The organism is Yersinia vastinensis (assembly GCF_044905075.1).
GTDB classification, from domain to species: domain Bacteria; phylum Pseudomonadota; class Gammaproteobacteria; order Enterobacterales; family Enterobacteriaceae; genus Yersinia; species Yersinia vastinensis.
Genome location: NZ_CP173260.1, coordinates 4156482 through 4182427, shown reverse-complemented (window position 1 = coordinate 4182427; position 25946 = coordinate 4156482). Strand labels below are relative to the sequence as shown.

Below are 25946 nucleotides of genomic sequence, written 5' to 3'. Positions count from 1 at the left end.
TATCATGTCTCTAAGTGTTGAAGCGAAAGCTAAAATCGTTGCTGACTTCGGTCGCGGTGCCAATGACACCGGTTCAAGCGAAGTTCAGGTTGCTCTGTTGACTGCTCAAATTAACCATTTGCAAGGTCACTTCTCCGAGCACAAAAAAGATCACCACAGTCGTCGTGGTCTGCTGCGTATGGTATCCACGCGTCGTAAGCTGCTGGACTACCTGAAGCGTGAAGATGTAGCACGTTATACTTCCCTGATCGAACGTCTGGGTCTGCGTCGCTAAGTCTGCGAGTTTCGGGAGAAAGGGGCCAAATTGGCCCCTTTTTTCTAAGAAGCAATGATAAAATACGCTAGTATATTATTGTTGTTGTTTTACATTTTTATAAAATAGGATCTTCCGGTGCAGAGGTTCGCGCGGCTAATGAGAGACTTTAACTCAATCAGAGTTAAGGATTGTCATTAGTCGCGAGGATGCAGTGTGAAGGTAATAGTAATAGGTGGATGAGATCGTCAATACGATCCGGCACCGCACATAGTATAAGGATACTACTTTGCTGACTCCGATTATTCGTAAATTCCAGTACGGCCAACATACCGTCACTATTGAAACCGGCATGATGGCTCGCCAGGCAACTGCTGCTGTAATGGTAAGCATGGATGACACCGCAGTATTCGTTACTGTTGTTGGCCAAAAGAAAGCGAAACCAGGCCAGAGCTTTTTCCCTCTGACTGTTAACTATCAGGAGCGTACTTATGCTGCTGGTCGTATTCCAGGCAGCTTCTTCCGTCGTGAAGGCCGCCCAAGTGAAGGCGAAACACTGACTTCTCGTCTGATTGACCGTCCAATTCGCCCACTGTTCCCAGACAGTTTCCTGAATGAAGTTCAGGTTATCGCAACCGTTGTTTCCGTTAACCCACAAGTTAACCCAGACATCGTGGCTCTGATTGGTGCATCTGCGGCACTGAGCCTGTCAGGTATTCCATTCAATGGCCCAATTGGTGCTGCTCGCGTTGGTTTCATCAACGACCAGTATGTACTGAACCCAACTACTGACGAGCTGAAAGAAAGCCGTCTGGACTTGGTTGTTGCCGGTACTGCTGCTGCGGTATTGATGGTTGAATCTGAAGCAGACATCTTGTCTGAAGATCAAATGTTGGGCGCGGTTGTCTTCGGCCACGAACAACAGCAAGTTGTGATTGAAAATATCAATGCACTGGTTGCGCAAGCAGGCAAACCTAAGTGGGATTGGCAGCCAGAAGTTGTTAACGAAGAGCTGCATGCGCGTGTTGCTGTATTGGCTGCGGATCGTCTGGGTGACGCATATCGCATCACTGAGAAACAAGAACGTTACGAACAAATTGACGCTATCAAAGCTGACGTTACTGACACACTTTTAGCGCAAGACGATACGTTAGATGCTGCGGAAATTCAGGATATCCTGGGCAACGTTGAGAAAGATGTAGTTCGTAGCCGTGTATTACGTGGCGAACCACGTATCGATGGCCGCGAAAAAGACATGATCCGTGGTCTGGACGTGCGTACTGGTGTCTTGCCACGTACCCATGGTTCTGCGTTGTTCACCCGTGGTGAAACTCAGGCATTGGTTACCGCAACATTGGGTACTGCACGTGATGCGCAAAATATTGATGAGCTGATGGGTGAGCGTACTGACTCATTCCTGCTACACTATAATTTCCCTCCATATTCTGTTGGTGAAACAGGTATGGTTGGCTCACCGAAGCGTCGTGAGATTGGCCATGGTCGTCTGGCGAAACGCGGTGTGATGGCAGTGATGCCAAGCCCGAGCGAGTTCCCTTATACTGTACGTGTGGTTTCTGAAATCACCGAGTCTAACGGTTCTTCCTCAATGGCTTCTGTTTGTGGTGCTTCTTTGGCCCTGATGGACGCAGGTGTGCCAATTAAAGCCGCTGTTGCGGGTATCGCAATGGGTCTGGTTAAAGACGAAGAAAACTTTGTTGTTCTGTCTGACATTCTGGGTGACGAAGATCACTTGGGCGACATGGACTTTAAAGTGGCCGGTAGCCGTGACGGTATCACCGCACTGCAAATGGACATTAAAATTGAAGGTATCACCCGCGAAATCATGCAGGTGGCTCTGAACCAAGCTAAGGGTGCGCGTCTGCACATTCTGGGTGTTATGGAACAGGCTATCAGCACACCTCGTGGCGATATCTCTGAGTTTGCTCCACGTATCTACACCATGAAAATCAATCCTGAGAAAATCAAGGATGTGATCGGTAAAGGTGGTTCTGTGATTCGTGCGCTGACTGATGAAACGGGCACCACTATTGAAATCGAAGATGATGGCACCATTAAGATTGCAGCAACTGACGGTGACAAAGCAAAACATGCTATCCGTCGTATCGAAGAAATTACTGCTGAAATCGAAGTGGGCCGTATCTATGCGGGTAAAGTGACTCGTATCGTTGATTTCGGTGCATTTGTTGCTATCGGCGGTGGTAAAGAAGGTCTGGTTCATATTTCTCAAATCGCTGACAAGCGCGTAGAGAAAGTGACTGACTATCTGCAAATGGGCCAAGAAGTGCCAGTGAAAGTAATGGAAGTTGATCGTCAGGGCCGTATCCGCCTGAGCATCAAAGAAGCTACTACTCCTGACGCAGAAGCACCGGCACCAGAAGCAGCAGAGTAATTTAGTATTTCACTGCTCCTTACTCACTCGTGAGGAGCAGTGTTATCTCGAGGGCAGGATGCTCTTGTATTAAACAAATGGATGAAAGGATATTTATCCAATGTTTGTCTTCGGGAGTAGGAAATGAAGCCTTTCTTGCGCTGGTGTTACGTTGTGACAGCACTCATGCTGGCAGGATGCAGCAACCATGATTGGCGTAAAGACGAGGTATTGGCAATCCCGTTGCAACCTACGTTGCAGCAGGAAGTGATTCTGGCGCGCATGGAACAAATCCTTGCAAGTCGGGCACTTACGGATGATGAGCGCGCACAGCTTTTATATGAGCGCGGAGTGCTGTATGATAGCCTCGGGCTACGGGCACTAGCGCGAAATGATTTTTCGCAAGCGTTAGCTATTCGTCCTGATATGCCAGAAGTTTTCAACTATCTGGGCATTTATTTAACGCAGGCAGGCAATTTTGATGCTGCCTATGAAGCGTTTGATTCTGTACTAGAGCTTGATCCAACTTACAATTACGCGCGTTTAAACCGGGGTATCGCTCTGTATTATGGCGGTCGACTCCCGTTGGCGCAGGATGATCTGCAGGCGTTTTATCAAGACGATCCAAATGATCCCTTCCGTTCGTTATGGCTGTATCTGGTGGAAAGAGAAATCGATCCTAAGACAGCTGCAGTAGCGCTACAACAGCGCTATGAAAAATCGGACAGAGGGCAATGGGGATGGAATATTGTCGAATTCTACCTGGGCACGATCAGCGAAAAAACGCTGATGGAAAGGCTCAAGGCAGATGCAACGGATAACACTTCGCTCGCTGAGCATCTCAGTGAAACTGACTTCTATTTAGGTAAGCATTACCTAAGTCTGGGGGACAAGGACACCGCTTCGGCGCTGTTCAAACTGACGGTAGCTAACAACGTTCATAACTTTGTTGAGCACCGCTATGCATTGTTGGAATTGGCGCTTTTGGGCCAAGAACAAGACGACCTATCGGAATCGGACCAGCAATAGCTGACGAACAACTATCAGCCTGATATACCTTGGTTTTTACCAAAGTTTATCACCTTAACGGGTGATGGCCTTTTTGTTCGTTTTATAATCTAATTTGAGCCGGTTCACACTTTTCAATGAAAATGACTGAAAATTTTCTCGACGAGTTATGTAGACTGGCTGCCATTATTAATGAGGCACGTGTACATGACTACTGAGCTTGAAACCTCTTTCGCTGATTTGGGGCTGTCTGCTCCTATTCTTTCTGCCCTGACTACTTTGGGTTATGAAAAACCATCTCCAATTCAATTGGAATGTATTCCACACCTGTTGAACGGTCGCGATGTTCTTGGTATGGCGCAAACCGGTAGCGGCAAAACTGCTGCATTCGGGCTTCCGCTGTTGCACAACATCGACCCAGAACTGAAAGCACCGCAGGTGCTGGTACTGGCTCCAACCCGTGAGTTGGCGATTCAGGTTGCTGAAGCATTAACGAGCTTCTCTAAAGATATTAAAGGCGTTAACGTTGTGGCCCTTTACGGTGGCCAGCGTTATGACGTTCAATTACGCGCTTTGCGCCAGGGGCCACAAGTTGTTGTTGGCACCCCAGGTCGTCTGTTAGACCACCTGAAACGCGGTACTCTTAATTTGTCCAACCTGAAAGGTTTAGTATTGGACGAAGCAGATGAAATGCTGCGCATGGGCTTTATCGAAGACGTTGAAAACATTCTGGCGCAGATCCCGGCTGAACATCAGACCGCCTTGTTCTCTGCAACTATGCCAGAAGCTATTCGCCGTATTACCCGTCGCTTTATGAAAGAGCCACAGGAAGTACGTATTCAGTCTAGCGTGACAACTCGTCCTGATATTAGCCAAGTCTATTGGAAAGTGGGCGGTGGCTATCGTAAAAACGAAGCGCTGGTACGTTTCCTGGAAGCGGAAGATTTTGATGCCGCTATCATCTTCGTGCGGACTAAAAACGCCACTCTGGAAGTTGCTGAAACCTTGGAGCGTAGCGGTTATAGCAGCGCTGCACTGAACGGCGACATGAACCAAGCGCTGCGTGAGCAGACTCTGGAACGTCTGAAAGATGGCCGTTTGGATATCCTGATTGCAACTGACGTTGCCGCACGTGGTTTGGACGTTGAACGTATCAGCCTAGTGGTAAACTATGATATCCCTATGGATTCAGAGTCTTACGTTCACCGTATTGGCCGTACTGGTCGTGCAGGTCGTGCTGGCCGTGCGTTACTGTTCGTTGAGAACCGTGAACGCCGTCTGTTGCAGAACATTGAACGTACTATGAAGCTGACCATTCCTGAAGTTGAGCTGCCAAATGCACAGCTGTTGAGCGAACGTCGTTTAGCTAAGTTTGCTGCTAAAGTTAGCCAACAACTGGAAAGCAGTGATTTGGATATGTACCGTGCGTTGCTGACTAAACTGCAACCAGAAGAAGAGTTTGATATTGAAACTCTGGCTGCGGCATTGCTGAAAATGGCACAGGGCGAACGTCCTTTGATCCTGCCACCAGAAGCGCCACGTCGTCCACAGCGTGAATTCAATTCTCGCGATGACCGTGGTAACGACCGTGGCCGTGATCGTGGTGATAGCCGCCGTGACAACCGTTCTGACAGTCGTGATGGTGGCGATCGTCCAGCGCGTCGCGAGCGTCGTGATGTCGGCGAGATGGAACTGTACCGCATTGAAGTGGGCCGTGATGATGGTGTTGAAGTTCGTCATATCGTTGGTGCTATTGCTAACGAAGGTGATATCAGCAGCCGTTACATCGGTAACATCAAGCTGTTTGCTTCCCACTCAACTATCGAACTGCCAAAAGGCATGCCGGGCGAAATGTTATCTCACTTCACCCGCACCCGTATCCTGAATAAGCCGCTGAACATGCAGCTGTTGGGTGATGCACAGCCACATGAACGCCGTGAGCGTCCAGCTGGCGGTAACGGTGGTGAGCGTCGTGGCGGTGGCCGTTCATTCGGCGGCGAACGTCGTGATGGTGCTGGTGCTCCTCCTCGTCGTTCATTCGGTAGCGATCGTGCCCCAGCCGGTGGTGGCGAACGTCGCCCACCACGTGATGCTCAGCGTTCATCAGCACCACGTCGTGATGATGCAGCAACACCTGCTGCGCCAGCACGTCGTCGTTTTGGTGATGCATAAGTCTTAATCATCTCTGGTGATTAAACAGAAAAACCAGCCTTCGGGCTGGTTTTTTTATGGGGGTGAAACATAACGCAGATCGTCCAACAATAGAGTAAGCCTATGTATTAGTGACTCAATTAATTAGGATAGAATTTATGATGTTAATTCTTAATTAATAATAACGATAAAAAAAATGCAGCTTATATCTTTTAAATTTAATCAAATATAATATTTGCATATTATGGAGCATCATAATTTCTCCACAATTACCAATTAATTTACATATATTTTCATTGAAATAAAGATATTTTATTCGATTGTGCTAGAATTGTTTTGAAATAGAAAAATAGTTATTTGTCACAAGGAACACTAAAATGAAAGCTTATATAGTCATCCCTCTTTTCTCTTTTATTCTCACTGCATGTTCAACACCGGCAACATCACTCAGTAATGAAGACCTTTGTGCAAAGTTAGCGGAAGGTGAGTATTTTAAAAATAACTGGATTTGGGATCCTACGTATAAAGAATATCAGCAGAGAAAAGATAAAGGGACTATCTCTGTAGATCAATGCGATACGATAAGGGCAAAGAATATCGCTATCTTTACCCAAAAGGATGCTGAAGCGGAAGTTGAGTCTGACTAACTAAGTCAGCACCCATAAGGCTTTCCTTGTAGAGAGGTATTTTCTTAGTAAGTGATGAGGTGTTATCGCACACAGCAGAGTACCCCAAGTGAGTATCAAATATAAACCTTAATAGCCATTATCAGTTTTACTATGATTCATTCCTGTTATCGACTTTATTATTTATAATAAGGTTCGCTAAAATTGAAAATGATATTGAAACTCAAAATGGAGTTTATGGTATTTAACACGTTTTATTTTTTATAAAGTAATGGTGTTTATATTGTTACTCATTTTTTTCAAAGAAATTCAATGGGTTCTTAAATTAAACAAAGCATATGAAAAACGTATGTGTAGTTATTATGGTCACTGAAAAAAAAACCAGCCCGAGGGCTGGTTTTTTATGCCGGTGGTAGTGAGCTTATTAATTAGGTTACAGACGCTCAATCGGTTGCAGGTCTTGCTGCAAACTGGCAATTATCTCAAATGAATACAAACGTGCTTGATGGTCAAAAATTTGGCCGTTCACCATGAGTTCATCCGCTTGAGTTTCCCGTAATAATGATTGAAGTCCGTGTCGGACTTTGCTTTTGTCTCCAATGATGGATAAGCGCAACGCCTGATCAACACCAAACTGCTCGGCAGGGGAGCAAATATGTTCCATATTTTCGACCGGTGGCGGAAGTTGGCCCGGTGTACCGCGACGCAAACTAACAAATTGTTGCTGCATAGAGGTAAACAGGAAGCGAGCATCACGTTCGCTGTCTGCCGCCACGACATTTACGCAGACGATAGCATAAGGTTTAGGCCACTGGGCGGAGGGCTTAAAGTTTTCCCGGTATAACTTGAGTGCCTGCAATAACATATCCGGCGCAAAATGCGAGGCAAAAGCAAAAGGCAGCCCCATAGCAGCAGCCAGTTGCGCGCTATACAGGCTGGAACCCAAAAGCCACAGGGGGACATGTAAGCCTTGGCCGGGAACAGCTTGCACCGCTTGTCCAGGTTGAGTTTCTGCAAAATAGCTTTGTAACTCCCGGACATCGGCTGGGAAATTATCGATCTCTCCTGATAGATGACGGCGAAGTGCCATCATGGTGCGTTGATCACTGCCGGGTGCCCGACCAAGCCCCAGATCGATACGATCAGGATAGAGTGAGGCGAGGGTGCCAAACTGCTCGGCAATCACCAGTGGTGAATGGTTAGGCAGCATCACCCCACCGGAGCCAACGCGAATACTGCGGGTACCACCAGCAATATACCCAATCAATACAGAGGTCGCGGCGCTGGCAATCCCTGTCATATTGTGGTGTTCAGCCAGCCAGTAGCGGTGATATCCCCATTTTTCAGCATGTTGAGCCAGATCCAGCGAAGCATGAAACGCATCTCGCGGAGTTTTTCCCTGAGCGATTGGGGATAAATCGAGAACAGAAAGTGGCACTGGCTTATTATCGGTCATTGAATCGTCCATCTTTACCTCATGTCGAGTCGCTTGAAGGGCGAACGCATTAATTTACAAACATATTTTTAACGCTATATTCAGTAATAACCGCATTTATGCACTCACAAAAAATGGCATAAAATGCGAGGCTATTACCTGTTGCAGCATAATCTAAATGATCCATGCTGAAGAGGTAATAAATGCGGCGATTAAAGGACTACTGAACCCATGAAGAAGAAAACGTTATTTACCCTGTTGTTAGTCGTGGTGGTCATTGCCATGGCGGTACTGTTCCGTGCTCATAATCAAGATTTACTCTTACAAGGTGAAGTGGATGCACCGGAAGTGATTGTGTCGTCTAAAGCGAAAGGGCGGGTAATCGAACGCCATGTGGAACGGGGTGATGACGTCAAAGCAGGGCAATTGTTGATTACGCTAGAAAGCCCAGAGCTGATGGCGCAATTAGCAGGCTTAGAAGCAGCTCGTGATCAGGCGCAGGCGCAGCTAGATGAGTCGCTACATGGGACGCGGGAAGAGAGTATTCGTAATTTAAGGGCCAATTTGGCACAGGCGCAGGCCGAATATGAAAACGCACTTCATACCTATAACCGCAACAACAGTGTAGCAGCAAAAGGGTTTATTTCAGCCTCCGAGTTGGAAGATTCACGCCGTGCTAAAGAGACTGCCTATCAGCAAGTTCAAGCTGCTCAGGCCAATTTGGATGAAGGCCTGCATGGCGATCGTTCGGAGTTACGTGATAAATATGCCGCGGCTGTTCGTCAGGCCGAGCAAGATTTAGTGCAATTGAAAGCGCAAACTGATGATTTGCAGGTGCGTGCTCCGGTCGCCGGTGAAGTTGGCCCTATTCCGGCAGAAGTGGGAGAATTGCTTAATGCTTCCAGCCCCTTACTCACATTAATTCGCCTGCCGCAGGCTTATTTTGTCTTTAACCTGCGCGAAGATATTCTGGCAGATGTGCGTAAAGGCGATAAAGTGACTGTGCGGGTTCCGGCACTGAAAGAGAAAGACATCACAGCTGAAGTGCGCTATATCGCCCCCTTAGGTGACTATGCTACCAAACGTGCGACACGCGCTACTGGCGATTTTGACCTGAAAACCTTTGAGGTTCGTCTTTATCCTGCTCAACCTGTTGAAGGGCTACGCCCAGGGATGAGTGCACTCTGGCAGTGGAAAGAGTAAGTGGAAAAGGTCAGAGGTAAAACTATCGACAGAATGCGGGCTGGTTGGCGCTGTTTTAGTCGCTATTTTGGCCAGGAAACGCGTTCAGCATTTCGCAGTCCGGTGTTTCACTGGCTCAGTTGGTGCTTCCCATTACTGCTGTTTATCTTAATCAGTAGTAATTTTTCCGAAGGGACTTTGTTGGATTTGCCGGTTTCAGTGGTTGATAACGATCATTCACCACTCTCAAAGTCATTAATTCGCAAACTGGATGCGGGCTCTCATGCACAAGTCGTGGCCTATGAAGGCGGGTTAGATGAAGCATTGCGCCGTCTGCGTAGTGCGCAGGATTATGCTTTACTTTATATTCCAACAGACTTCGAAGCGGATGCTTTGGCAGGCCGCCAACCCAGCATTGTGCTGTATTACAATGCGCTGTTTTATGGGGCTGGTTTATACGCGACACAAGATTTCAGTGGGTTGATGACGGAGGCCAATAGTACTTTCCGTACGATTATTGCCGGTGAAATGGGGAAGACTTTGCCGCCACTGGCCAATGTGACGCTCTCTTATGGCAGCTTGTTTAACGCCAGCGGCAGTTATATTTATTATCAGCAGTTTGCCGCTACAATCCATTTATTGCAGTTATTCGTTATCACGTGGATGATCTATGTTTTGGCGCGCAGTAAGGCACTGCTGACCGCCAAGCCTTTTAGTTTGGCCCTGTTAGGCAAGTTGGCACCTTATACCCTGTTTTTTACCACGTTACTGATGGTAGAAATTGCCATGTTGGTGGGGTTCTTTGGGGCCAGAGTCAGTGGCAATCCACTCTTTATGCCGCTGATTGGGTTCTTTTACGTTATGGCAGCCCAAAGTATTGGTGTATTGCTTTTCACCTTCACCAGCAGCGCCATCACGGCCTACAGCCTGATTGGGATCATCGTGAGTATCGCGTTAACCTTTTCTGGCATGGCGGTGCCGGAACTATCGATGCCTCTGCCTGCGCGCATTATTTCCAATATCGAACCACTGACCCATGCGCTTTACGCCATGTTCGATGTGTTCCTGCGCCAAGTACCGGCCAGTGCTATTTTCAGTGTCTGCGCTATTTTGTTGATTTATCCGCTAGTGACCTCCCTGTTGGTGCGTAATCGCTTACTGATTCGGCTACAAAAGCAGGAGACTGTCTGATGAATAGCAGCCTAAAGAGCTATTGGCAGACATTCAGTCGGGTGCTGATGGGGATGCTGGAAAAGCCCATGTGGTTGATGCTGTTGGTTTCACTTTGCGTGATGAGCATGGTCTATGCCAATCACACGGTGTGGGATCTTCCGGTTGCTGTGGTTGATCAAGACCACAGTACCGCCAGCCGCCAATTGATTCGTCAGTTGGATGCCACCTCAAAAATTTCTATCAAAATTTATGACAATTTGCCGGATGCCCAGCGAGATCTCGCGTGGCGTAAATTATTTGCGGTGATCATAATGCCGACGGATCTGGAGAAAAAGATCCTCAATGGCGAAAGCATTGTGATCCCGGTCTACGGTGATGCCACTAACCGTTTGGCAAATGGGCAAATCCAGCAAGATGTGGTGACGGCTTATCAACAACTGCTGAATGAATATAATAGCGGCTTATTATTACGCAGTGGTTTTACTCCGCGTCAGGCTGAGGTGTTGTTGACCCCGATTCGTGGACAGACACTAGATGTGTTCAATCCCGGTATCAGTTTCGCCGCCATTATTTTCCCTGGTTTGTTAGTCATGCTGCTACAGCACTCATTATTGATTGCCTGTGTGCGCGTCAGTATTGCCATGAAGAGCGCACCTTCAGGGAAACCTTCCATTCCGGTTTATTTGGGGGGGCTTTCTGCTCTGCTGCCTATTTGGTTATTTTTGTCGATTGTGTTGTTTGTGCTGTGGCCGTGGGTACTGGGTTACCGCCAAACGGCATCGATTCCTGAAGTGTTGCTACTGACTTTTCCATTCTTGCTGGCGGTGTTGGGGCTGGGTAAGCTGGTGACCGAGTGTCTGCGCAGTGTCGAAATGATCTATTTGACGCTTTCGTTTGTCACCATGCCAATTTTTTATATTTCTGGCACCATTTGGCCGCTCCAAGCCATGCCGGGGTGGGTGCGAGCCATCTCTTCAATGCTGCCCTCAACTTGGGCGACCAAGGCTATCGCCGGAGTCAATCAGATGGGACTCCCCCTGCGCGATGTGGTTGGTGATGTGCTGATGTTGCTGTTATTAGGTGGGATTTATACTCTGATTGGCATTAGCGTTGGAATATTACGCAATCGCGTGAAATTGCGCGCACTGATCCGGCGGAAATCGGCGGTTAAATAATTAAATACCGGGCGAGATACTGCGCCCGGTGACATGCTAGGAAACTAACTCTAATCCGGCAAGCCGCCGCCAGTAACCATTGCAATCGGTTTTATCCGCCAACGTCAGCGGGTTCATTCCCAACTCATTTGCGCGGAATTGATCAATCATGTCTAACGTCTCGATACTTTGTGGCGAAAGACGGACGATATCCACCAATCCTTGCATAGAAATCAGGTCGTTACCGAGATTATAACAGTAGCCACTTTGGGTCTGAATGCCGTTGAGGATGAACACTTGTTGGTCTTCCTGTGATAGCACTGGACGCCCTTGCGGGTACTTAATGCAGCAGGTTTCGCATTCATCTTTGGCCCGATCTTCTGAACGTGCAGTGAAACAGCGAGCAGAATACGCCAGCGGTAAATGACCGTAGCTCATCACTTCGACTTCAAACTGGTTGCGGAACCCCAGCTCTTCACACTGTTGCAGCACATTCGCCAGCCAGTCACGGGAGAGTTCAACCGGCATACACCAACGCATCATGCCCTGACGATGTAAAATCCGCAGGGTATAGGCGTTGTAGCAATTCAATGCATGGCCCGCAACAAATGGCAAACTGCGTTCAGCTGCCATATTCACTGCGCCCAAGTCGTTCGCTTCCAGCAAGAATTCCCCATTTTCTACATAGCGCTTGAGTTCATTTAGTTCTGATGGCGCTTGTAGCAGTGCCAGAGTGGAAATCACCACTTGTTTACCGCTAGCGGCAACTTCTTTGGCAAGGGCTAACCAGTCGCCGACCTTCATCTCGCGGCGCTTGGTACACACATTCTCACCCAGATAAATGATGTCGGCGCTGCTGGAGGCTGCGGCCTGATAAAAAGCTTCAATATCGGTTTTTGGCCAGTAATAGAGAACTGCGCCTAAGGCGTACTTCATGTTTCCTCCGGCTACTGCCACTTACGATGATAAGCACCCAGGGTTGTTTGGGTACCTTCGGACATTGCGCCCAGTTGTTCCATCCATTCCGCTTTGGCGGAAAATTGCGCTGGGTTGGCCTGATAGCGGTCAATCGCCTGTCGCCAGACTTTAGCCACCTGACTGACATAAGCAGGGCTGCGCTGACGGCCTTCAATTTTTACCGAGGCGATATTGGCAGCAAATAATTCAGGTAACAGCGCTAATGTGTTCAAACTGGTTGGCTCCTCCAGTGCATGATAGCGCTGGCCATCTACCAGATAGCGCCCTTTGCATAGTGTCGGATAACCCGCATTTTCGTTATCTTCATAGCGGTCTATCAGCACCTCATTGAGGCGTGACTCCATCCCTTGCGGGGTTTGTTGCCAGCGCACAAAGCGTGCGGGTGAACAAGCGCCGACCGTATTGGGGGATTCGCCGGTTAAATAAGATGAAAGATAACAACGGCCTTCAGCCATAATACATAAACTACCGAAGGCAAAAACCTCCAATGGAACTGGGCTGGTGCGTGACAGTTGTTTTACCTGATGCATGGAGAGCACTCGCGGTAAAACCACTCGTGCCACATCAAAGTGGCGCTGATAGAAGCGGATGGCTTCATCATTGGTGGCGGATGCTTGCACCGAGACATGGCGTTCGACTTCTGGGTAACGCTCGGCGGCATATTCCAGCATCGCCAAATCTGCCAGAATTAGAGCATCGGCTCCCAGTTGTGCCGCCATATCTACAGCTCGCTGCCAGCGGGAATAGCCGTCCGGGTGGGCGAAAGTATTAATGGCGATATGTAATTTACGTTTGCGGTTGTGAACATAATTGACCGCTTCCTGTAGCTTTTTATCGGTGAAGTTAAGTCCGGCAAAATGGCGGGCATTAGTATCATCTTTCAAGCCGATATAAACCGCGTCAGCACCATTATCGATTGCAGCCTTTAATGCGGGTAAATTGCCGGCAGGGCAAAGCAGCTCCATAGAATTTTCCCCATCCGAAGATGATATTCGTATTTTATCGAGTGGCGATTTTAGTCAACCAGCCAGAAACTGACCTTGATTTAAGGCAGTTTCTTTCGCATTGATGGCTTTCTTCCGCTATTTAGCAAAGAGCTGATGCAAAATTTATTGATATAACCCGCTTTCCTATTTCACCAATGTGGCAAAATACTTCTATTCGGCATCACTTTTTATTAAAAGGAGACATCGCCTGTGTTGGAACAACTACGTGCACGCCTCGTGCGTCAAGGACCGGCGCTGCTGCGGGGTCCATTAAAACTGACCCCATTTGCCTTGCAACGTCAGGTACTGGAACAAGTTCTGGGTTGGCAATTCCGGCAAGCATTGCTGGATGGCGATCTGGAGTTTCTGGAGTCTCGCTGGTTAAAAATTGAAGTGCGTGACCTCGCATTGCAATGGTTTATGACAGTAGAAAACGGTAGGCTGGTGGTAAGCCAACAGGCTGAAGCTGATGTTAGCTTTAGTGGTGATGCTAACGATCTGATTTTGATCGCTGCCCGTAAAGAAGATCCGGATACGCTATTTTTCCAGCGCCGGTTACGAATTGAGGGGGATACCGAATTGGGCCTGTATGTGAAAAACCTGATGGATGCCATTGAATTGGAATCTATGCCGACTCTATTAAGAGTGGGTTTGCAGCAGTTAGCTGAATTTGTCGAAGCGGGTCAGCAAGAGGGTACGGCCAGTGCTTCCCGTACATTAGCATCGTGCTGATCCGGGTCGAAATTCCGGTGGATGCACCGGGGATCGACGCACTATTGCGCCAGGCATTCCAGCGAGATGATGAAGCTGATTTGGTGCAGCAATTGCGCGAGGATGGCTTACTGACACTGGGCATTGTGGCAACCGATGATGAAGGCGGCGTTGTGGGCTATGCGGCATTCAGCCCGGTTGATGTCGGGGGGGAAGATCGTCAATGGGTCGCCCTAGCTCCGCTGGCCGTGGAAGAGAGTCTGCGTCGGCAAGGCTTGGCTGAGAAACTGGTGTATGAAGGGTTAGATTCTCTCAACGAATTTGGCTATGCCGCCGTTGTGGTGCTAGGTGAACCTTCCTATTATCAGCGCTTTGGCTTTGTTCCTGCCGCTCGTCATCAATTGACTTGCCGCTGGCCTGGTACTGAAGAGGCTTTTCAGGTTTACGCGCTGGCAGAAGATGCATTGACCGATGCTCATGGTGAAGTGGTATTTTCTGAGCCGTTTAACCGGTTTTAATCGCTCATTCTTTATCTAGAAGTAATGTTTTCAACGACGAAGGCTGGCTCACCACCAGCTTTTCTTTTTGCTGCTTAGTGAGCTGCTTTACCCGATATTCCAGTTTCAACGCAGTCGAACGATCCCCTGCCTCACAATGATATACCAGCGCTAGCTCACCTTTGCCTCGCAGTGCTTTTGCGCCTTTCCCGGTCTGATGCTGCGTTAACCGGCGAGTGACATCTGTCGTAATACCGGTGTACAGCATGCCAGTGGTGGTGCGCAGCAGATAGAGGTGCCAAAGGCTGTCCGACATAATCTTATTCCAGTCCGGGGGTAGCGGTTCGGAACATTATTACCGGAATTCCATATTGCATCCTGTCTTTTTTATCTGCTGGCACCTGTTCTGATTAAATTATGACTATTTTACTTACTTCACTTTTGCTGCAAATTCAAAGCGTGGTGAAACCAGACCATACAGTGTCCAACCAAGGAAGGTCACAATCGCGCCCCAAGTCATGGCTTCCTGACCTGAGCTGTACAGAGCATAGAAGCTGTACATCGCACCGATAAAGGCAATGATATTGGCTTTCCGGGCTTTGGCTGGCGCAACATTGGCTGTTTTCTGGATAATGACCAGTGCGGCCATCGACAGAATGTAAGGGATGATATTGGTGACTACCGCCAAATTAACCAGTACGTTGAACTGCTTATTCAGTGATGGGCTAATAGTCATGAGAGATAGCACGCTCTGGATGATAACAATGGTCAGCATCCCTTTAATCGGTGCATCGGCCTTGCTGACTTTGGAGAAAATTTTCGGGAAGAAGCCTTCGTCAGCAGAAGATTTAAAGACTTGAGCAATAGTGAACTGCCAGCCAAGTAATGAACCCACGCAAGACATGATCATCAAAGCCATGATGATTTTACCGACGGCGGGGGTGAACATATAAGCAAATGCCAGACCAAATGGTGCTGTAGAGTTAGCCAAATCCATATTTGGCACGATACCGGCAATCACATTGGTTGAAATAATATAGATAACGGCTGCACCTAAAGTCCCGCCCAACACAGCTATCGGAACATTACGTTCAGGGTTTTCTACGGCGTCGGTGTTAGCACAAGCAGATTCCAGACCCAAGAAAGCCCACAGTGTCATGGAAATGGAAGAGCCAATAGCTTCAAAGGTTGGCACACCGTGCGGGTTCCATGCTGCGGCATACGCGGAGCCGCTAAACCAGAACCAGCCAATAATGGAGATGCCCACTACCGGGATGATAACCCCCCAGATAGTGACACTACTGATTTGCCCGGTGATACGTGCACCGCCGAAGTTAGCTACTGTTGCTAGCCACAGTACGCCGATGGTGGCAATACAAATTCCCAGAGGTGTTAAGGTTGCCCCCAGTAATTCTGTTCCGTAGCCAACAGCCGAAATGGCAATGGCGATGTTGGCGATTAACAGTGATGCACCATAGGTATAGTTAGCCATAAAATTGCCAGATTTGCCGAAAGCATACTCAGCATAACCTCCCATCCCGCCTGATTTACGGCTGAACATACCGCATTGGGCGAAAGCATAAGCCAGTGCCATGGAACCCACTGCGGTGACTAACCAAGAAACGATAGAAATCGTCCCGACTTCGGCGAGTTTGGTCGGCAGCATAATTATGCCTGACCCCATCATATTGACGGCAGTCAGAATAGTTAACTGTACTACTCCCATCTTATTATTTGTTTTACTCATTTTTATTATCTCTTTTTTAATTTCAGAGACTGCGGGAATAATTTATCCCCGCAGGTTTGAGCTAAGGTTGGTGTTGTCAATTCCCGCGATTATTTAAATTACAGCGTGGTTTGTTGCCCAACTGTTTTTCTAAATAACAGGGAGGAAGTTATTTTGTTCTATTGATTATTTCATCATATAGCCGTATGCACGGTTCCATCCGTCTTCATCGACTTGTAAATAAACACCTTGTAATTCAGGTGCAAAGCCTGGCAATAAATTAATACTCTCTTCGAGTGCCAGGAAATAACGTTGAGCGGCACCTCCCCATACTTCACCAGGGACAACACACAAAACTCCTGGTGGGTAAGGAAGTGCACCCTCAGCGGCAATTCTCCCCTCGGCTTTACACAGTGGCACTAATTCAGCATGACCACGGACGAATTCAATATTGGCATCCTGAGGATTCATCATGACTTTAGGGAAATACTGTTTACGGAACATTTCTTTTTGTAATTGCTTAACGTCATAACTGACATAAAGGTCATGCATTTCCTGACATAGTTTACCGATGGTATAACCTTTATAACGAGTTTCGTTATTACGATAAACTGTCGGTAATACATCGCTTAACAAAGCATCTTCTTCAATGAAACGTTCAAAGCGAGCAATTTGCGCCACTAAATGTTGCATTTTCGCCAAGTCTTCTGCTGGCGTTAATAAGAACAGAATGGAATTAAGATCGCACTTCTCTGGTACAATTCCATTCTCACGTAGGAAATTAGCCAGAATGGTTGCTGGAATCCCAGATGCTGTATATTCACCTGTGTTGGTATCAATACCTGGTGTGGTTAATAACAGTTTACATGGGTCAACAAAATATTGTGACTCTTCATAGCCCTCGAAAGCATGCCATTTTTCACCAGGAATAAAATTAAAGAAGCGTAGGTCTTGGGCCATGGCTTCAGTGTCATATTCTTGCCATGGTTTACCATCAACCTCTACCGGAACAAATGGCTTAATCATATTACAGGTATTTAGGAGCATTTTACGGGCTTCAATACCGGTCTTAACACAATCGAGCCACATGCGTTGGCCACTTTTTCCTTCATGCATTTTCGCATTAACATCTAATGCTGCAAATAATGGATAGAATGGGCTGGTGGATGCATGCAGCATAAAGGCGTTATTAAAGCGTTTGTGATTACAGTAACGATCCTGACCTTTAATATGTTTATCTTTTTTATGAATTTGTGATGTTTGTGAAAAACCCGCTTGTTGCTTATGTACTGATTGCGTCACGATAATGCCCGGATCGTTCTCATTTAGTTCAAGCAATAGGGGAGAACAATCTTTCATCATTGGAATAAATTGCTCGTAACCCACCCATGCTGAGTCAAACAGAATATAGTCACAAAGGTGGCCGATTTTATCCACGACCTGGCGTGCGTTATAAATTGTACCGTCGTAAGTACCCAGTTGGATAATCGCCAAACGGAATGGACGCGCTTCCTGAGCACGGTCAGGCGCGACGCTACGTATTTGTTCACGCAGGTATTTTTCTTCAAAGCAGTGCGCATCAATCCCACCAATAAAGCCAAACGGGTTGCGGGCCGTTTCCAGATAAACTGGCGTTGCCCCAGCCTGAATCAATGCGCCATGGTGATTGGATTTGTGATTATTACGGTCAAACAGTACCAGATCGCCACGGGCTAATAGGGCATTAGTTGCCACTTTATTTGAAGCAGATGTTCCGTTCAGTACGAAATAGGTTTTATCAGCATTAAATACTTTCGCTGCATGTTTTTGAGCATCACAAGGAGCACCTTCATGAATGAGCAAATCACCTAATTTGACGTCAGCATTACACATATCAGAGCGGAAAATAGTTTCACCGTAGAAGTCAAAGAACTGACGACCAGCCGGGTGTTTACGGAAGAATTGACCGCCTTGATGCCCTGGACAAGCAAAGGTTGAATTCCCCATTTCGACATATTTTTTTAATGTACTAAAGAAGGGAGGCAGTAACTCTTTTTCATATTTTTCAGCGGCTGATTCTAGTTGTTTACCGTAAAAATCAGTATTGTCGCCGCACAGTTCAAATACCCCGTTTAAAGACGGTAATACATCGGTATTTAATTCTTCTTCACAGCAAACCGCTGCAAAAATTGGAATCTCAAGGCCTAATGAATGGATACTATCAATCACACCATTATTAATGTCATGAACAGAAAGTACAACGGCGGCAACATCTGTAAAGTCCGTATGTAAAACATCCACGATTTCTCGCTGTGATTCAAAGCAAGCGATAGCTGATGTACTCGCCGCGATATTTAATTTTTTCATTATAAATTCTCGTTTATTTTAAGAGGCTATTACGCCCACATTATTTGTTAGTTTGTTGACGTTAATTTTTATTAAATTTTATGTATAGCAGTCCGTATCAATGAAATTGAATTCATTAATATATGATTTGCTAGTCTGCGAAATACTATGGCTGAATTTTAGGCATAGTATTCCCTATGTCATTTAACATGAACGACAAAGGAGACATTGCTTTTTACGGGATAGCTATGTTTCTGCTGGAAGGTTCAAAAACACTTTGCCGATATTGATTGATTAATAGCAACAATCTAATAGGCGTGAAAATAAAACTGAGTGTTTGAATCTTCGGAGAACGCAGACAATAATTAACATCACGCAAAGGCAGTGAGCACTTTTCGCTTCTGTTAAAAATTGTGCATAGACAATGACTATCCAATAAAAATGGATGCCATCGCAGGAAGGATTTTATCTGAAATGGAAATAGGAAAAGTTAAAATAACTACGGTGCGCCGGCATCATTAAATGCGTTGTCCGCCTTATATGCGCCATTTTCTTGTTATTATTTTCCATTTGTGTAAGGTCTCTGTTTTTTAAAACAAATATTGGTTTTAAACAAGCTTTTCGTTTTAAACAGTCATTTATAAAAACGTACTGATGGCGGCTATTTTAGTCATAACACTTATTCATTCTGTGACAAACATCATGTTTTTCACCGATTTAAAAATGCTTTTTGACTAGAAGATGAATAAAACCCTCTATTTATTCATTTTAAACGTTGTTTATTCAAAACTGTACTGAGTATTATGCAAAACAGTAGGGTTATATTTAACACGGCAGATACATTGGTAGGTCTATTATTATTCAATATACGCAATGAGAGCGGGTTCTTAATAAATATTGTATTTTAATTGTTAATCCAGAATGATTTGTTACATCCCCATTTATACAAATTTTTTGCATAGAAATGCATATTTATCTTATGCGGTAAATGCTAACTAAATCACATTATAAGGCACTTTTTCGCCATATTCCCCATTATCAGGGAGGATATGCTGGGATTGATCCCTTGAGCAGCGATAAGTGTGGGGAAAGAGGGGCAAGGGCTACCCCTACATGAATAAACTTAACTGAATAGCGGCAGGCTGCTGCGAGTTAAAGGGACTTTGACGTGTATTATCTTCTGTTGGCGAGTCAATTCGATAGAGAGTATCTCGCCATCATTCTCCACCTGCACCTGTGAAAGCGGGTCGTGATTGTTCATATCAAACACGCAGGTTATCTGAGCTTCAGGCTGGCGGTTACGTAAAATTAAATAGCTTATATCACGCACTGATGGGTTGGCTGGTGCTAAGCCTTGCAATAAGGTGGCATCTGCGGCTAGCCACAATGAGAGTGGGCGCGCTGCGGTTTGATAGTTGCACTGGGTGATCGTTTGAAGCTGCCGGGCAGTGACCTGATGCAGATATTGCAATGGCCCGCTACCACTTAACGTGATGTTTTCCCCCTCCTTCAGTATGGCGTTCCCGTCAATATGTAGTGTCCAATCCCACTGTTGTTGATGTGGATTGATAATGCTGCTGATATCGATGATGGTATCTTCCAGCCAGAGAATACGGCGGCGGAATTTAACGTCACGATAGGCTTCGCAATCCCATTGTACGCGGGTATGGCTATCCAACTCCGGCGCTTTTTGGCCCCAATCCACCTCAGTATCCAACCAACTGTAGTTTGCAGATTGATGCCAGTTATGAATCACCGGAACTGCCGGCGGTTGGTTCGCCTGATTTATACTCAGCGTGTTGTGAGTTGCACTGTTTTTGTAGTAGCCATAATGCAATTGCGCGCCATAGCCAGTGGTGCCTAAATCCGGCAGGATCTCGTGCTGTTGCTCAAACAGGATTAAATTCAGTCGATCATAATGGTCGTGCTCACCCCCATAAGGACTGTGTTTGACCAGTAAAGCTCGGCCAGACTGTGGTTGACGTAAAATGGTTAAACCGCAGTCTGGGGCATGCAAGGTATCCGTTGGAATGACATCAATTATTTGTGGCGGTAATGTCTCGACACCGTACAGCAAAGCATCCAGATTGAGGCGGGGTTGTTGACGATAAATATGGTGCAGGGCGGCAGCATATTCATCATTGCCATAAGTTTTAAAGGCAAATTCATATAAGTGAGCATGATTGAGCTGTTCCTGTCCGGCAGTACAGTCATTAATGCGTGGGAAGGTGCCATCTGGCATCAACAGCTTAAGCGGAAAACTAAGCATATCGCGGTAGTATGGCAGGGTCAGTAGGCTATATCGGCTCCCCGCGGCCAGTTTTTCAAATGACCAAAAGCCTTGCAGCGCATAAAAGTGATAATGCACTGAGCCTTCAAACCACAATCCTTCATTGAATAGCCCATGCTCCAACTGATAGCGCAGGCCGTAATCGTCATTAACGGCAAACTCAATATAGTGTTCTTCCGCCAGAATCAGACCTATCACGGCAATCGCGCTACTGATTTTGACTTCATGATTATGTAACTGACGAGTGCGGTGCTGCATCAGAAAATCAGCGCCTTCACGTAATAAGCGCCCGGCAATGCAGTCACGCTGCTCCTGACTGAGTGCATCGGCGATAAAATCATAACCCAGTGCAAAATCGAGCAGGCAATTGGCTTCACACAACGTTTGTGCATTGGCTTTACCCGGCCCATTGTATGGGATGCCGCCGTGCACCTGATAGTCAGGGTAGTAGTGGGCGTAGTTGATGAGAATATCCCGTACTTTATTGAAGTAGGTTATTTCACCGGTTAATTGCCACAGTAAGCCCAACTGATTACAGGCTTTGGCATTCAGGCCATTGAGTGCCCGCCACCAAGCACCGTCATAAGGTTCGCCACTAAACAATTGTGAGTCCACCGGGCAACGGTGTTGGGTAGGGGAATTAAGATCCCACTCCAACCGCACACCGTGGTCTGGGCAATAATAGTAGTGGTTCCAAGTGGCGATTCCGGTCGCGGGGACCCGTGTTTCCGAGCCCAAAACCACCTGATTATCCGCAATCAGTGTGGCAATAATCTCCGGATGTTGTACAACTCTCTGGCGGATTTCAACCATCTGCCTGTCTGTAAACTGCTTCATATCTGGTGCTTCCTCGGCTATACCCTTGATATTTGAAGTCGCAGGATTGTTAGCTGCGTTCTATTACTCGGCCCATCCTTGGGCCTTGCCTCTTCGAGGCTGCGCTAGGCCACGTTCAAACCAGCTCTCAACAGATTTATCATCCGAATCAACTCGTTGGGTTAGTTTATCGGGATGAGTTCGCTAGCCGCCTGCCTGCAACTCCAATAGTTGTGGGTATTGGCTTATTTTTGTTTTATTGGGTAGAGCAGGATTTCAACAGCATCAGGGTATTTGGCTATCAGATATTGTGCTTTCTGCTCGAAATCAGGGTCTGCCGGGTAGGCTCGTGCGGCTGCCATCATATTGACCAGCGCTTTTTTATCTTGCACGCCATCTAAGTCTTTATATGGCCAGGCTTGGTCGGTATTGATAAAACCAGCTACATATTGATAGCCTTTTTTCAGACTGTGTTCGTCCAGACTAAAGTTCCAGATATCTTTATCGGCTACTTCTCCCAGACGGCCCAGCTTGTTGTAGGCTTCCAGATGAAAATTGCTGTAATGCCACGGGCGAGTGCGTTCCAGTTCTGCATTTTGGCGGCCTTGGATATCAAAATGCGATGGGATGCGGCGCAGTTGAGTGATTTCCAAACGTTTCTGCGCGGCAGCTTTTTGGTCGCTGAACAGCGCAAAAGAGGCGGCCTGCATATCAAAATAGGTGCCATGATTATTGTGCCAGTTATCTTCTTCAAAGCCGTTCTGGCTGGTCGTCATCCATTGATAAAAATCTTTGTACCAAAGTTTGATTGCCTGATAGTCATTTTCAGTGAGCACATTGGCCGGTCTTATCAATTCAACTGCGTCAATAACATCGACAAGCGCCCGGCTATCAATCAAACCAATACCGCGGCCTTCATTGATTCCTGGTATAGCTTGCGCATATTGTAGATTCGGATTCATTCGGGTATTGGGATTGACGAACCAGTTGACCAATTGGTCTCGTGCTTTTTCGGCATACTCCGGCTTGCCAGTAAAGCGGTAAGCCAATGCCAGATAATAGACATCCTCACTGAAACTGTTCATGCGTTTTTTATCAGTGGCGTCACTATTGGCGTCTGGATTTGTTTCCCCATCTTTGCGCAAATAAGGCATACCGTCTTTCTTGCTTGGGTCTGGCCACCAATAAGGCGGGAAGCTGTAATAGTCATGTTTATCACCACTGGCGGCCAACAGGCTTTTATCCATTACAGAATAGAGTGGTTTTTTTAGTGCCTTATCAGCCTTAGTTATCAGATTTTTATAGGATTTTTCATATAGTGGATTATTTTGCTTAACTTGATCAATGCTATAGTTTATGTCGTCCACTTTTAATAGCAATGGGTGACTTTCTGCCGCATAAATAAATGGCGACGATCCTAGAAGAATAGCCAGTAATAGGTTTTTTTTACCCAGAGTTTTCATCATTACTTTCCTTATTCTTTATGTTTTACATGATTAAAAATAAAGTAAATTGATTCATTTAATTAATTTATCATTTTTTATCAAATAGATTTTTCACCTAATAAAAACAAGGTTATTGACTATTCTCGTACTCTTTTTATAAAAAAGAACACTGTTCCATTTCACGAGGATTTGAATTCTAGGGCAAAGTTTTTGGACTTTTGTGATCCAAGTCGATCTTATAAATTATCTGTAAATAAATGATTTAAATTGTGATTGTCATCAAGTTAAATCTCTATTTTAGACGTTTTTTAGCCAATTAAAATAATTACACCATTTTTTTAATTTTTAAAATGAATATTTAATCTTATTGTTTTATATGAATATTTTTGTTTTTTGTGATTTTTGTATTATTTTTCAAGTGTGATCTCAAGCAGAAATTTATAAATGGAATTAAGTTTTATTTTTTATGGTGTAGTTTTTTGTTTTCCTCTGAGTTCTAATGTTATCGAGTGTTTCGTGATTTTATTCTGTTATTTAAACCTCTGGGTAAATTCAAAAAAATTAGATATCAACGAGGACGCTGAGATGAAGACAAAAATGATAATGTCAAAAGTAAAAATAAAATCTTTGCTGTTATTAACTTATTTAGCCATGGGGATTCCTTCCCTTCACGCGGCGGAAACCTTGCAAGTGTGGATCCGCGCCAGTAATGATTCTAAAAATATTTATAAAAAAGAAGCTGACACTTTTGAGAAAAAAACCGGTATCAAAATTGAATATTTCAATGCAACAACCGATTTTGAACAGCGTCTAGCGCGGGCTGCTGCGGGTAACGCACTACCGGACTTGATTTTCAACGATGCCGTGGCTATTGGACAGTTCGTTCAACTGGGTATTGTTGAGCCGATTGAGCCGAAAAACATTATTGGTGGGGAAGATATCTTCGAAACCGCCTGGAAGAGTGCGCAATATATTGATGGCAAATATTATGGTGTACCGACCTCAGCACAAACTTTTGCCTTGTTTATACGTAAAGACTGGCGGGAGAAGCTGGGGTTAGAGCAACCTAAAAACTGGCAAGATATCAGTGAAATGGCGAAAGCTATTACCTTTAATGATCCAGATGGTAATGGTAAGAATGACACCTACGGCTTTATTCTGCCGGGTTCAACTACCCGTGGTTACGCCAGTTGGTTTATCAGTTCCTATCTTTGGCAGGCTGGGGGCGACTTCATTCGCCCGGCAGGTGAGGGCAAGTTTAAAGGTTCACTGGAAGAGCCAGCCGCCACTGAAACCCTGAGCTTCATGCGTGGCATGGTGTGCGATAAAACTGTCCAGCCGGGGGCAATTAACGCCACCACTGCTGATGCCATCCCTTCATTCCGCTCTGGTCAAAGTGGCATGTTCTTCTCTGGCCCTTATCACATCGCCTTATTTGATAAAGATCCCGGTAAAGACGCTTTCGAAGTGATCCCACCACCGACGGGGCCAAAAGGGCAGGCAACACTGGCTGAGGGTACGACGGTGTTTATGATGAAAAGCAGCAAACAGAAAGAAGCTGCTCAGAAATTCATTGAATTTATGATCTCTCCGGAAGGCCAGCAAATCGGCATGGGCATGGGCAGCAACAATATGCCAGTCGTGCGGTTATCGATTAATAAACAAGTTGATACCAAAGCCGTCTATAACGACCCTCGCTGGGCAATGTTTGCTGATTTGTATGCCGAACATGGCCGCTATATTCCACAAGTACCTAACTGGACGCCAATTCGTCAAGTGACGGCTGAAGGCTTCAACCGCATCTTAGCTAGCTGTGACAGTGATATCCCTGCTGAATTAAAAGCAGTGAATCAGAAAGTGAATGATGAGTTGGCTAAACAGAATGTCTTAGGGCAGTGAGTAAATCATGATAACGCTAACCCCCCGACTAAAACGTAATCTGGTCCCGTGGCTGTTTCTGGCCCCGGCACTGGTCATCTTCACCTGGTTTAAATTCATCCCGATGTTACAAGGGTTGGTGATGAGTTTTTACAAGGTTAACTTTAACCAGCCAAATGAGTGGGTCGGGTTTGATAACTTTTCCCGCGCGATGGGTGATGAAGCACTGCATTCAGCCGTTTTCAACACCCTGTTATATGTGGTGGTCACCATGGTGGTGGCCGCTTTCATCTCCTTCTTTTTAGCCATGCTATTAGAAGGGCCAGCTCGGCATCTGCGTTTTATCCGTACCGCGATCTTCCTACCAGCGGTAACCAGTGCGGCGATCGTCGCTGAAATGTGGCGGATTCTGTTTAATCCAACCAGTAACGGTGTTGTGAACCATATTCTGTCGTGGTTCAGCATTGAAGCGCAGGGTTTTCTGGCAGATACCGATCAGGCGCTGTGGACGGTGATGATGCTGCATATCTGGAAAGCCGTACCCTACAACATGGTTATCTTTATTGCCGGGTTAGCGGGTATTAACCGCGATTTATATGACGCCTCGAATGTGGATGGAGCCAACTGGTGGAACCGCCTGCGTTACGTCACGTTGCCGGGCATGATCCCTGCACTTTCTGTGGTACTGATGTTGTCGTTTATCCGTGGTTTTCGTGTATTCGCTGAAGTCTATGCCACCACAGGCGGCGGTCCGTCAAATGCAACAGAGATGATCATGACTCATATCTACAAGCTGGGCTTTGAGCAGTTTGACTATGGTTATGCGTCAGCGGTCTCCTTCCTGTTATTCGCTTTCACTGTGGTATTGACGATTTGTCACCTCACATTGAAAAAGCGTATCGCCCGTTACTAACCTGAGCCGG

22 protein-coding genes are annotated in these 25946 nt (G+C 46.2%); 13 read left to right on the top strand and 9 right to left on the bottom strand.

Going from position 1 to position 25946, the window contains the following annotated elements; translation table 11 throughout:
• Positions 1 to 4: 4 nt before the first annotated feature.
• The 6 genes from rpsO to ACIOG0_RS19285 all read left to right on the top strand — a co-directional run bounded on the left by rpsO (position 5) and on the right by ACIOG0_RS19285 (position 6448).
• Complete coding sequence (gene rpsO, locus ACIOG0_RS19310; protein WP_050099857.1) at positions 5 to 274, top strand: 30S ribosomal protein S15; 270 nt, start codon at positions 5 to 7, stop codon at positions 272 to 274.
• Between the two features lie 268 nt (positions 275 to 542).
• On the top strand, positions 543 to 2663 hold the full coding sequence (pnp, locus tag ACIOG0_RS19305) for a polyribonucleotide nucleotidyltransferase (protein ID WP_050099858.1): 2121 nt from the start codon (positions 543 to 545) through the stop codon (positions 2661 to 2663).
• A 123-nt stretch (positions 2664 to 2786) separates the two neighbouring features.
• Positions 2787 to 3671 (top strand): lipoprotein NlpI, encoded by an 885-nt coding sequence (gene nlpI / locus ACIOG0_RS19300; RefSeq protein WP_005156264.1) that lies wholly within the window; start codon positions 2787 to 2789, stop codon positions 3669 to 3671.
• Between the two features lie 116 nt (positions 3672 to 3787).
• Positions 3788 to 3868 (top strand): protein YrbN, encoded by an 81-nt coding sequence (yrbN, locus tag ACIOG0_RS19295; protein ID WP_096335046.1) that lies wholly within the window; start codon positions 3788 to 3790, stop codon positions 3866 to 3868.
• A complete protein-coding gene (locus ACIOG0_RS19290; RefSeq protein ID WP_050295927.1) occupies positions 3858 to 5822 on the top strand; it encodes a DEAD/DEAH family ATP-dependent RNA helicase in 1965 nt (654 codons plus the stop codon). The genes yrbN and ACIOG0_RS19290 overlap by 11 nt, the downstream gene beginning before the upstream one ends.
• Positions 5823 to 6178: 356 nt before the next feature.
• Positions 6179 to 6448 carry a hypothetical protein gene (locus ACIOG0_RS19285; protein WP_050099861.1) on the top strand — a complete coding sequence of 90 codons (270 nt, stop codon included), beginning with the start codon at positions 6179 to 6181 and terminating at the stop codon, positions 6446 to 6448.
• 412 nt (positions 6449 to 6860) lie between these two features.
• Here the strand turns inward: ACIOG0_RS19285 and ACIOG0_RS19280 are convergent, their stop codons facing one another.
• On the bottom strand, positions 6861 to 7895 hold the full coding sequence (locus ACIOG0_RS19280) for a luciferase-like monooxygenase (RefSeq protein WP_128451313.1): 1035 nt from the start codon (positions 7893 to 7895) through the stop codon (positions 6861 to 6863).
• Positions 7896 to 8093: 198 nt separating this feature from the next.
• On the opposite strand from ACIOG0_RS19280, the gene ACIOG0_RS19275 reads away from it, so the two are divergent.
• Genes ACIOG0_RS19275 through ACIOG0_RS19265 form a run of 3 tightly spaced genes read left to right on the top strand, consistent with a single transcriptional unit; the run spans position 8094 to position 11392 of the window.
• Positions 8094 to 9065: an HlyD family secretion protein gene (locus tag ACIOG0_RS19275; RefSeq protein WP_050099862.1), complete on the top strand. Its 972-nt coding sequence runs from the start codon at positions 8094 to 8096 to the stop codon at positions 9063 to 9065.
• Positions 9066 to 9098: 33 nt separating this feature from the next.
• Positions 9099 to 10235 carry an ABC transporter permease gene (locus ACIOG0_RS19270; protein WP_050295960.1) on the top strand — a complete coding sequence of 379 codons (1137 nt, stop codon included), beginning with the start codon at positions 9099 to 9101 and terminating at the stop codon, positions 10233 to 10235.
• Positions 10235 to 11392, top strand: coding sequence for an ABC transporter permease (locus ACIOG0_RS19265; RefSeq protein WP_050140961.1), 1158 nt, complete (start codon positions 10235 to 10237; stop codon positions 11390 to 11392). The genes ACIOG0_RS19270 and ACIOG0_RS19265 overlap by 1 nt, the downstream gene beginning before the upstream one ends.
• Positions 11393 to 11428: 36 nt before the next feature.
• Here ACIOG0_RS19265 and ACIOG0_RS19260 read toward each other — a convergent pair whose 3' ends face one another.
• Together ACIOG0_RS19260 and ACIOG0_RS19255 are read right to left on the bottom strand one after the other, a co-directional pair.
• The gene (locus tag ACIOG0_RS19260; protein WP_128451314.1) at positions 11429 to 12307 is read right to left on the bottom strand and encodes a U32 family peptidase; all 879 of its coding nucleotides are present in this window, start codon (positions 12305 to 12307) and stop codon (positions 11429 to 11431) included.
• Between the two features lie 11 nt (positions 12308 to 12318).
• Positions 12319 to 13314, bottom strand: a complete 996-nt coding sequence (locus ACIOG0_RS19255) for a peptidase U32 family protein (RefSeq protein ID WP_050099865.1) — start codon at positions 13312 to 13314, stop codon at positions 12319 to 12321.
• 231 nt (positions 13315 to 13545) lie between these two features.
• Between ACIOG0_RS19255 and ACIOG0_RS19250 the strand changes: the two genes are divergently transcribed.
• Positions 13546 to 14067: an SCP2 domain-containing protein gene (locus ACIOG0_RS19250; RefSeq protein WP_050099867.1), complete on the top strand. Its 522-nt coding sequence runs from the start codon at positions 13546 to 13548 to the stop codon at positions 14065 to 14067.
• Complete coding sequence (locus ACIOG0_RS19245) at positions 14061 to 14564, top strand: GNAT family N-acetyltransferase (protein ID WP_050099869.1); 504 nt, start codon at positions 14061 to 14063, stop codon at positions 14562 to 14564. The genes ACIOG0_RS19250 and ACIOG0_RS19245 overlap by 7 nt, the downstream gene beginning before the upstream one ends.
• A 4-nt stretch (positions 14565 to 14568) precedes the next feature.
• Here the strand turns inward: ACIOG0_RS19245 and ACIOG0_RS19240 are convergent, their stop codons facing one another.
• The 6 genes from ACIOG0_RS19240 to ACIOG0_RS19215 form a co-directional block, all read right to left on the bottom strand.
• On the bottom strand, positions 14569 to 14859 hold the full coding sequence (locus ACIOG0_RS19240) for a GIY-YIG nuclease family protein (protein ID WP_050099871.1): 291 nt from the start codon (positions 14857 to 14859) through the stop codon (positions 14569 to 14571).
• A gap of 114 nt (positions 14860 to 14973) precedes the next feature.
• On the bottom strand, positions 14974 to 16290 hold the full coding sequence (gene potE / locus ACIOG0_RS19235) for a putrescine-ornithine antiporter (RefSeq protein WP_050099873.1): 1317 nt from the start codon (positions 16288 to 16290) through the stop codon (positions 14974 to 14976).
• Positions 16291 to 16455: 165 nt separating this feature from the next.
• On the bottom strand, positions 16456 to 18615 hold the full coding sequence (gene speF / locus ACIOG0_RS19230) for an ornithine decarboxylase SpeF (protein WP_128451316.1): 2160 nt from the start codon (positions 18613 to 18615) through the stop codon (positions 16456 to 16458).
• Positions 18616 to 19059: 444 nt separating this feature from the next.
• A complete protein-coding gene (locus tag ACIOG0_RS19225) occupies positions 19060 to 19110 on the bottom strand; it encodes a hypothetical protein (RefSeq protein ID WP_404705060.1) in 51 nt (16 codons plus the stop codon).
• A 607-nt stretch (positions 19111 to 19717) separates the two neighbouring features.
• Positions 19718 to 21721, bottom strand: coding sequence for a heparinase II/III family protein (locus ACIOG0_RS19220; RefSeq protein WP_128451317.1), 2004 nt, complete (start codon positions 21719 to 21721; stop codon positions 19718 to 19720).
• Between the two features lie 224 nt (positions 21722 to 21945).
• Positions 21946 to 23166 carry an alginate lyase family protein gene (locus tag ACIOG0_RS19215; protein ID WP_072086639.1) on the bottom strand — a complete coding sequence of 407 codons (1221 nt, stop codon included), beginning with the start codon at positions 23164 to 23166 and terminating at the stop codon, positions 21946 to 21948.
• A 564-nt stretch (positions 23167 to 23730) separates the two neighbouring features.
• On the opposite strand from ACIOG0_RS19215, the gene ACIOG0_RS19210 reads away from it, so the two are divergent.
• Both ACIOG0_RS19210 and ACIOG0_RS19205 read left to right on the top strand, forming a co-directional pair.
• Entirely contained in the window at positions 23731 to 25044 is a 1314-nt protein-coding gene (locus ACIOG0_RS19210; RefSeq protein ID WP_050100138.1) for a sugar ABC transporter substrate-binding protein, read from the top strand.
• A 7-nt stretch (positions 25045 to 25051) separates the two neighbouring features.
• Positions 25052 to 25936 (top strand): carbohydrate ABC transporter permease, encoded by an 885-nt coding sequence (locus tag ACIOG0_RS19205; protein WP_050110295.1) that lies wholly within the window; start codon positions 25052 to 25054, stop codon positions 25934 to 25936.
• Positions 25937 to 25946: the final 10 nt, after the last annotated feature.

Coding starts and splice junctions, on each gene's coding strand:
- ACIOG0_RS19220 (WP_128451317.1), bottom strand. CDS start 21,721: ATGAAGCAGTTTACAGACAGGCAGATGGTTGAAATCCGCCAGAGAGTT.
- ACIOG0_RS19275 (WP_050099862.1), top strand. CDS start 8,094: ATGAAGAAGAAAACGTTATTTACCCTGTTGTTAGTCGTGGTGGTCATT.
- ACIOG0_RS19270 (WP_050295960.1), top strand. CDS start 9,099: ATGCGGGCTGGTTGGCGCTGTTTTAGTCGCTATTTTGGCCAGGAAACG.
- nlpI (WP_005156264.1), top strand. CDS start 2,787: ATGAAGCCTTTCTTGCGCTGGTGTTACGTTGTGACAGCACTCATGCTG.
- ACIOG0_RS19255 (WP_050099865.1), bottom strand. CDS start 13,314: ATGGAGCTGCTTTGCCCTGCCGGCAATTTACCCGCATTAAAGGCTGCA.
- ACIOG0_RS19285 (WP_050099861.1), top strand. CDS start 6,179: ATGAAAGCTTATATAGTCATCCCTCTTTTCTCTTTTATTCTCACTGCA.
- yrbN (WP_096335046.1), top strand. CDS start 3,788: ATGAAAATGACTGAAAATTTTCTCGACGAGTTATGTAGACTGGCTGCC.
- ACIOG0_RS19240 (WP_050099871.1), bottom strand. CDS start 14,859: ATGTCGGACAGCCTTTGGCACCTCTATCTGCTGCGCACCACCACTGGC.
- ACIOG0_RS19215 (WP_072086639.1), bottom strand. CDS start 23,166: ATGATGAAAACTCTGGGTAAAAAAAACCTATTACTGGCTATTCTTCTA.
- ACIOG0_RS19265 (WP_050140961.1), top strand. CDS start 10,235: ATGAATAGCAGCCTAAAGAGCTATTGGCAGACATTCAGTCGGGTGCTG.
- rpsO (WP_050099857.1), top strand. CDS start 5: ATGTCTCTAAGTGTTGAAGCGAAAGCTAAAATCGTTGCTGACTTCGGT.
- ACIOG0_RS19280 (WP_128451313.1), bottom strand. CDS start 7,895: ATGGACGATTCAATGACCGATAATAAGCCAGTGCCACTTTCTGTTCTC.
- speF (WP_128451316.1), bottom strand. CDS start 18,615: ATGAAAAAATTAAATATCGCGGCGAGTACATCAGCTATCGCTTGCTTT.
- ACIOG0_RS19210 (WP_050100138.1), top strand. CDS start 23,731: ATGAAGACAAAAATGATAATGTCAAAAGTAAAAATAAAATCTTTGCTG.
- ACIOG0_RS19205 (WP_050110295.1), top strand. CDS start 25,052: ATGATAACGCTAACCCCCCGACTAAAACGTAATCTGGTCCCGTGGCTG.
- ACIOG0_RS19260 (WP_128451314.1), bottom strand. CDS start 12,307: ATGAAGTACGCCTTAGGCGCAGTTCTCTATTACTGGCCAAAAACCGAT.
- ACIOG0_RS19290 (WP_050295927.1), top strand. CDS start 3,858: ATGACTACTGAGCTTGAAACCTCTTTCGCTGATTTGGGGCTGTCTGCT.
- potE (WP_050099873.1), bottom strand. CDS start 16,290: ATGAGTAAAACAAATAATAAGATGGGAGTAGTACAGTTAACTATTCTG.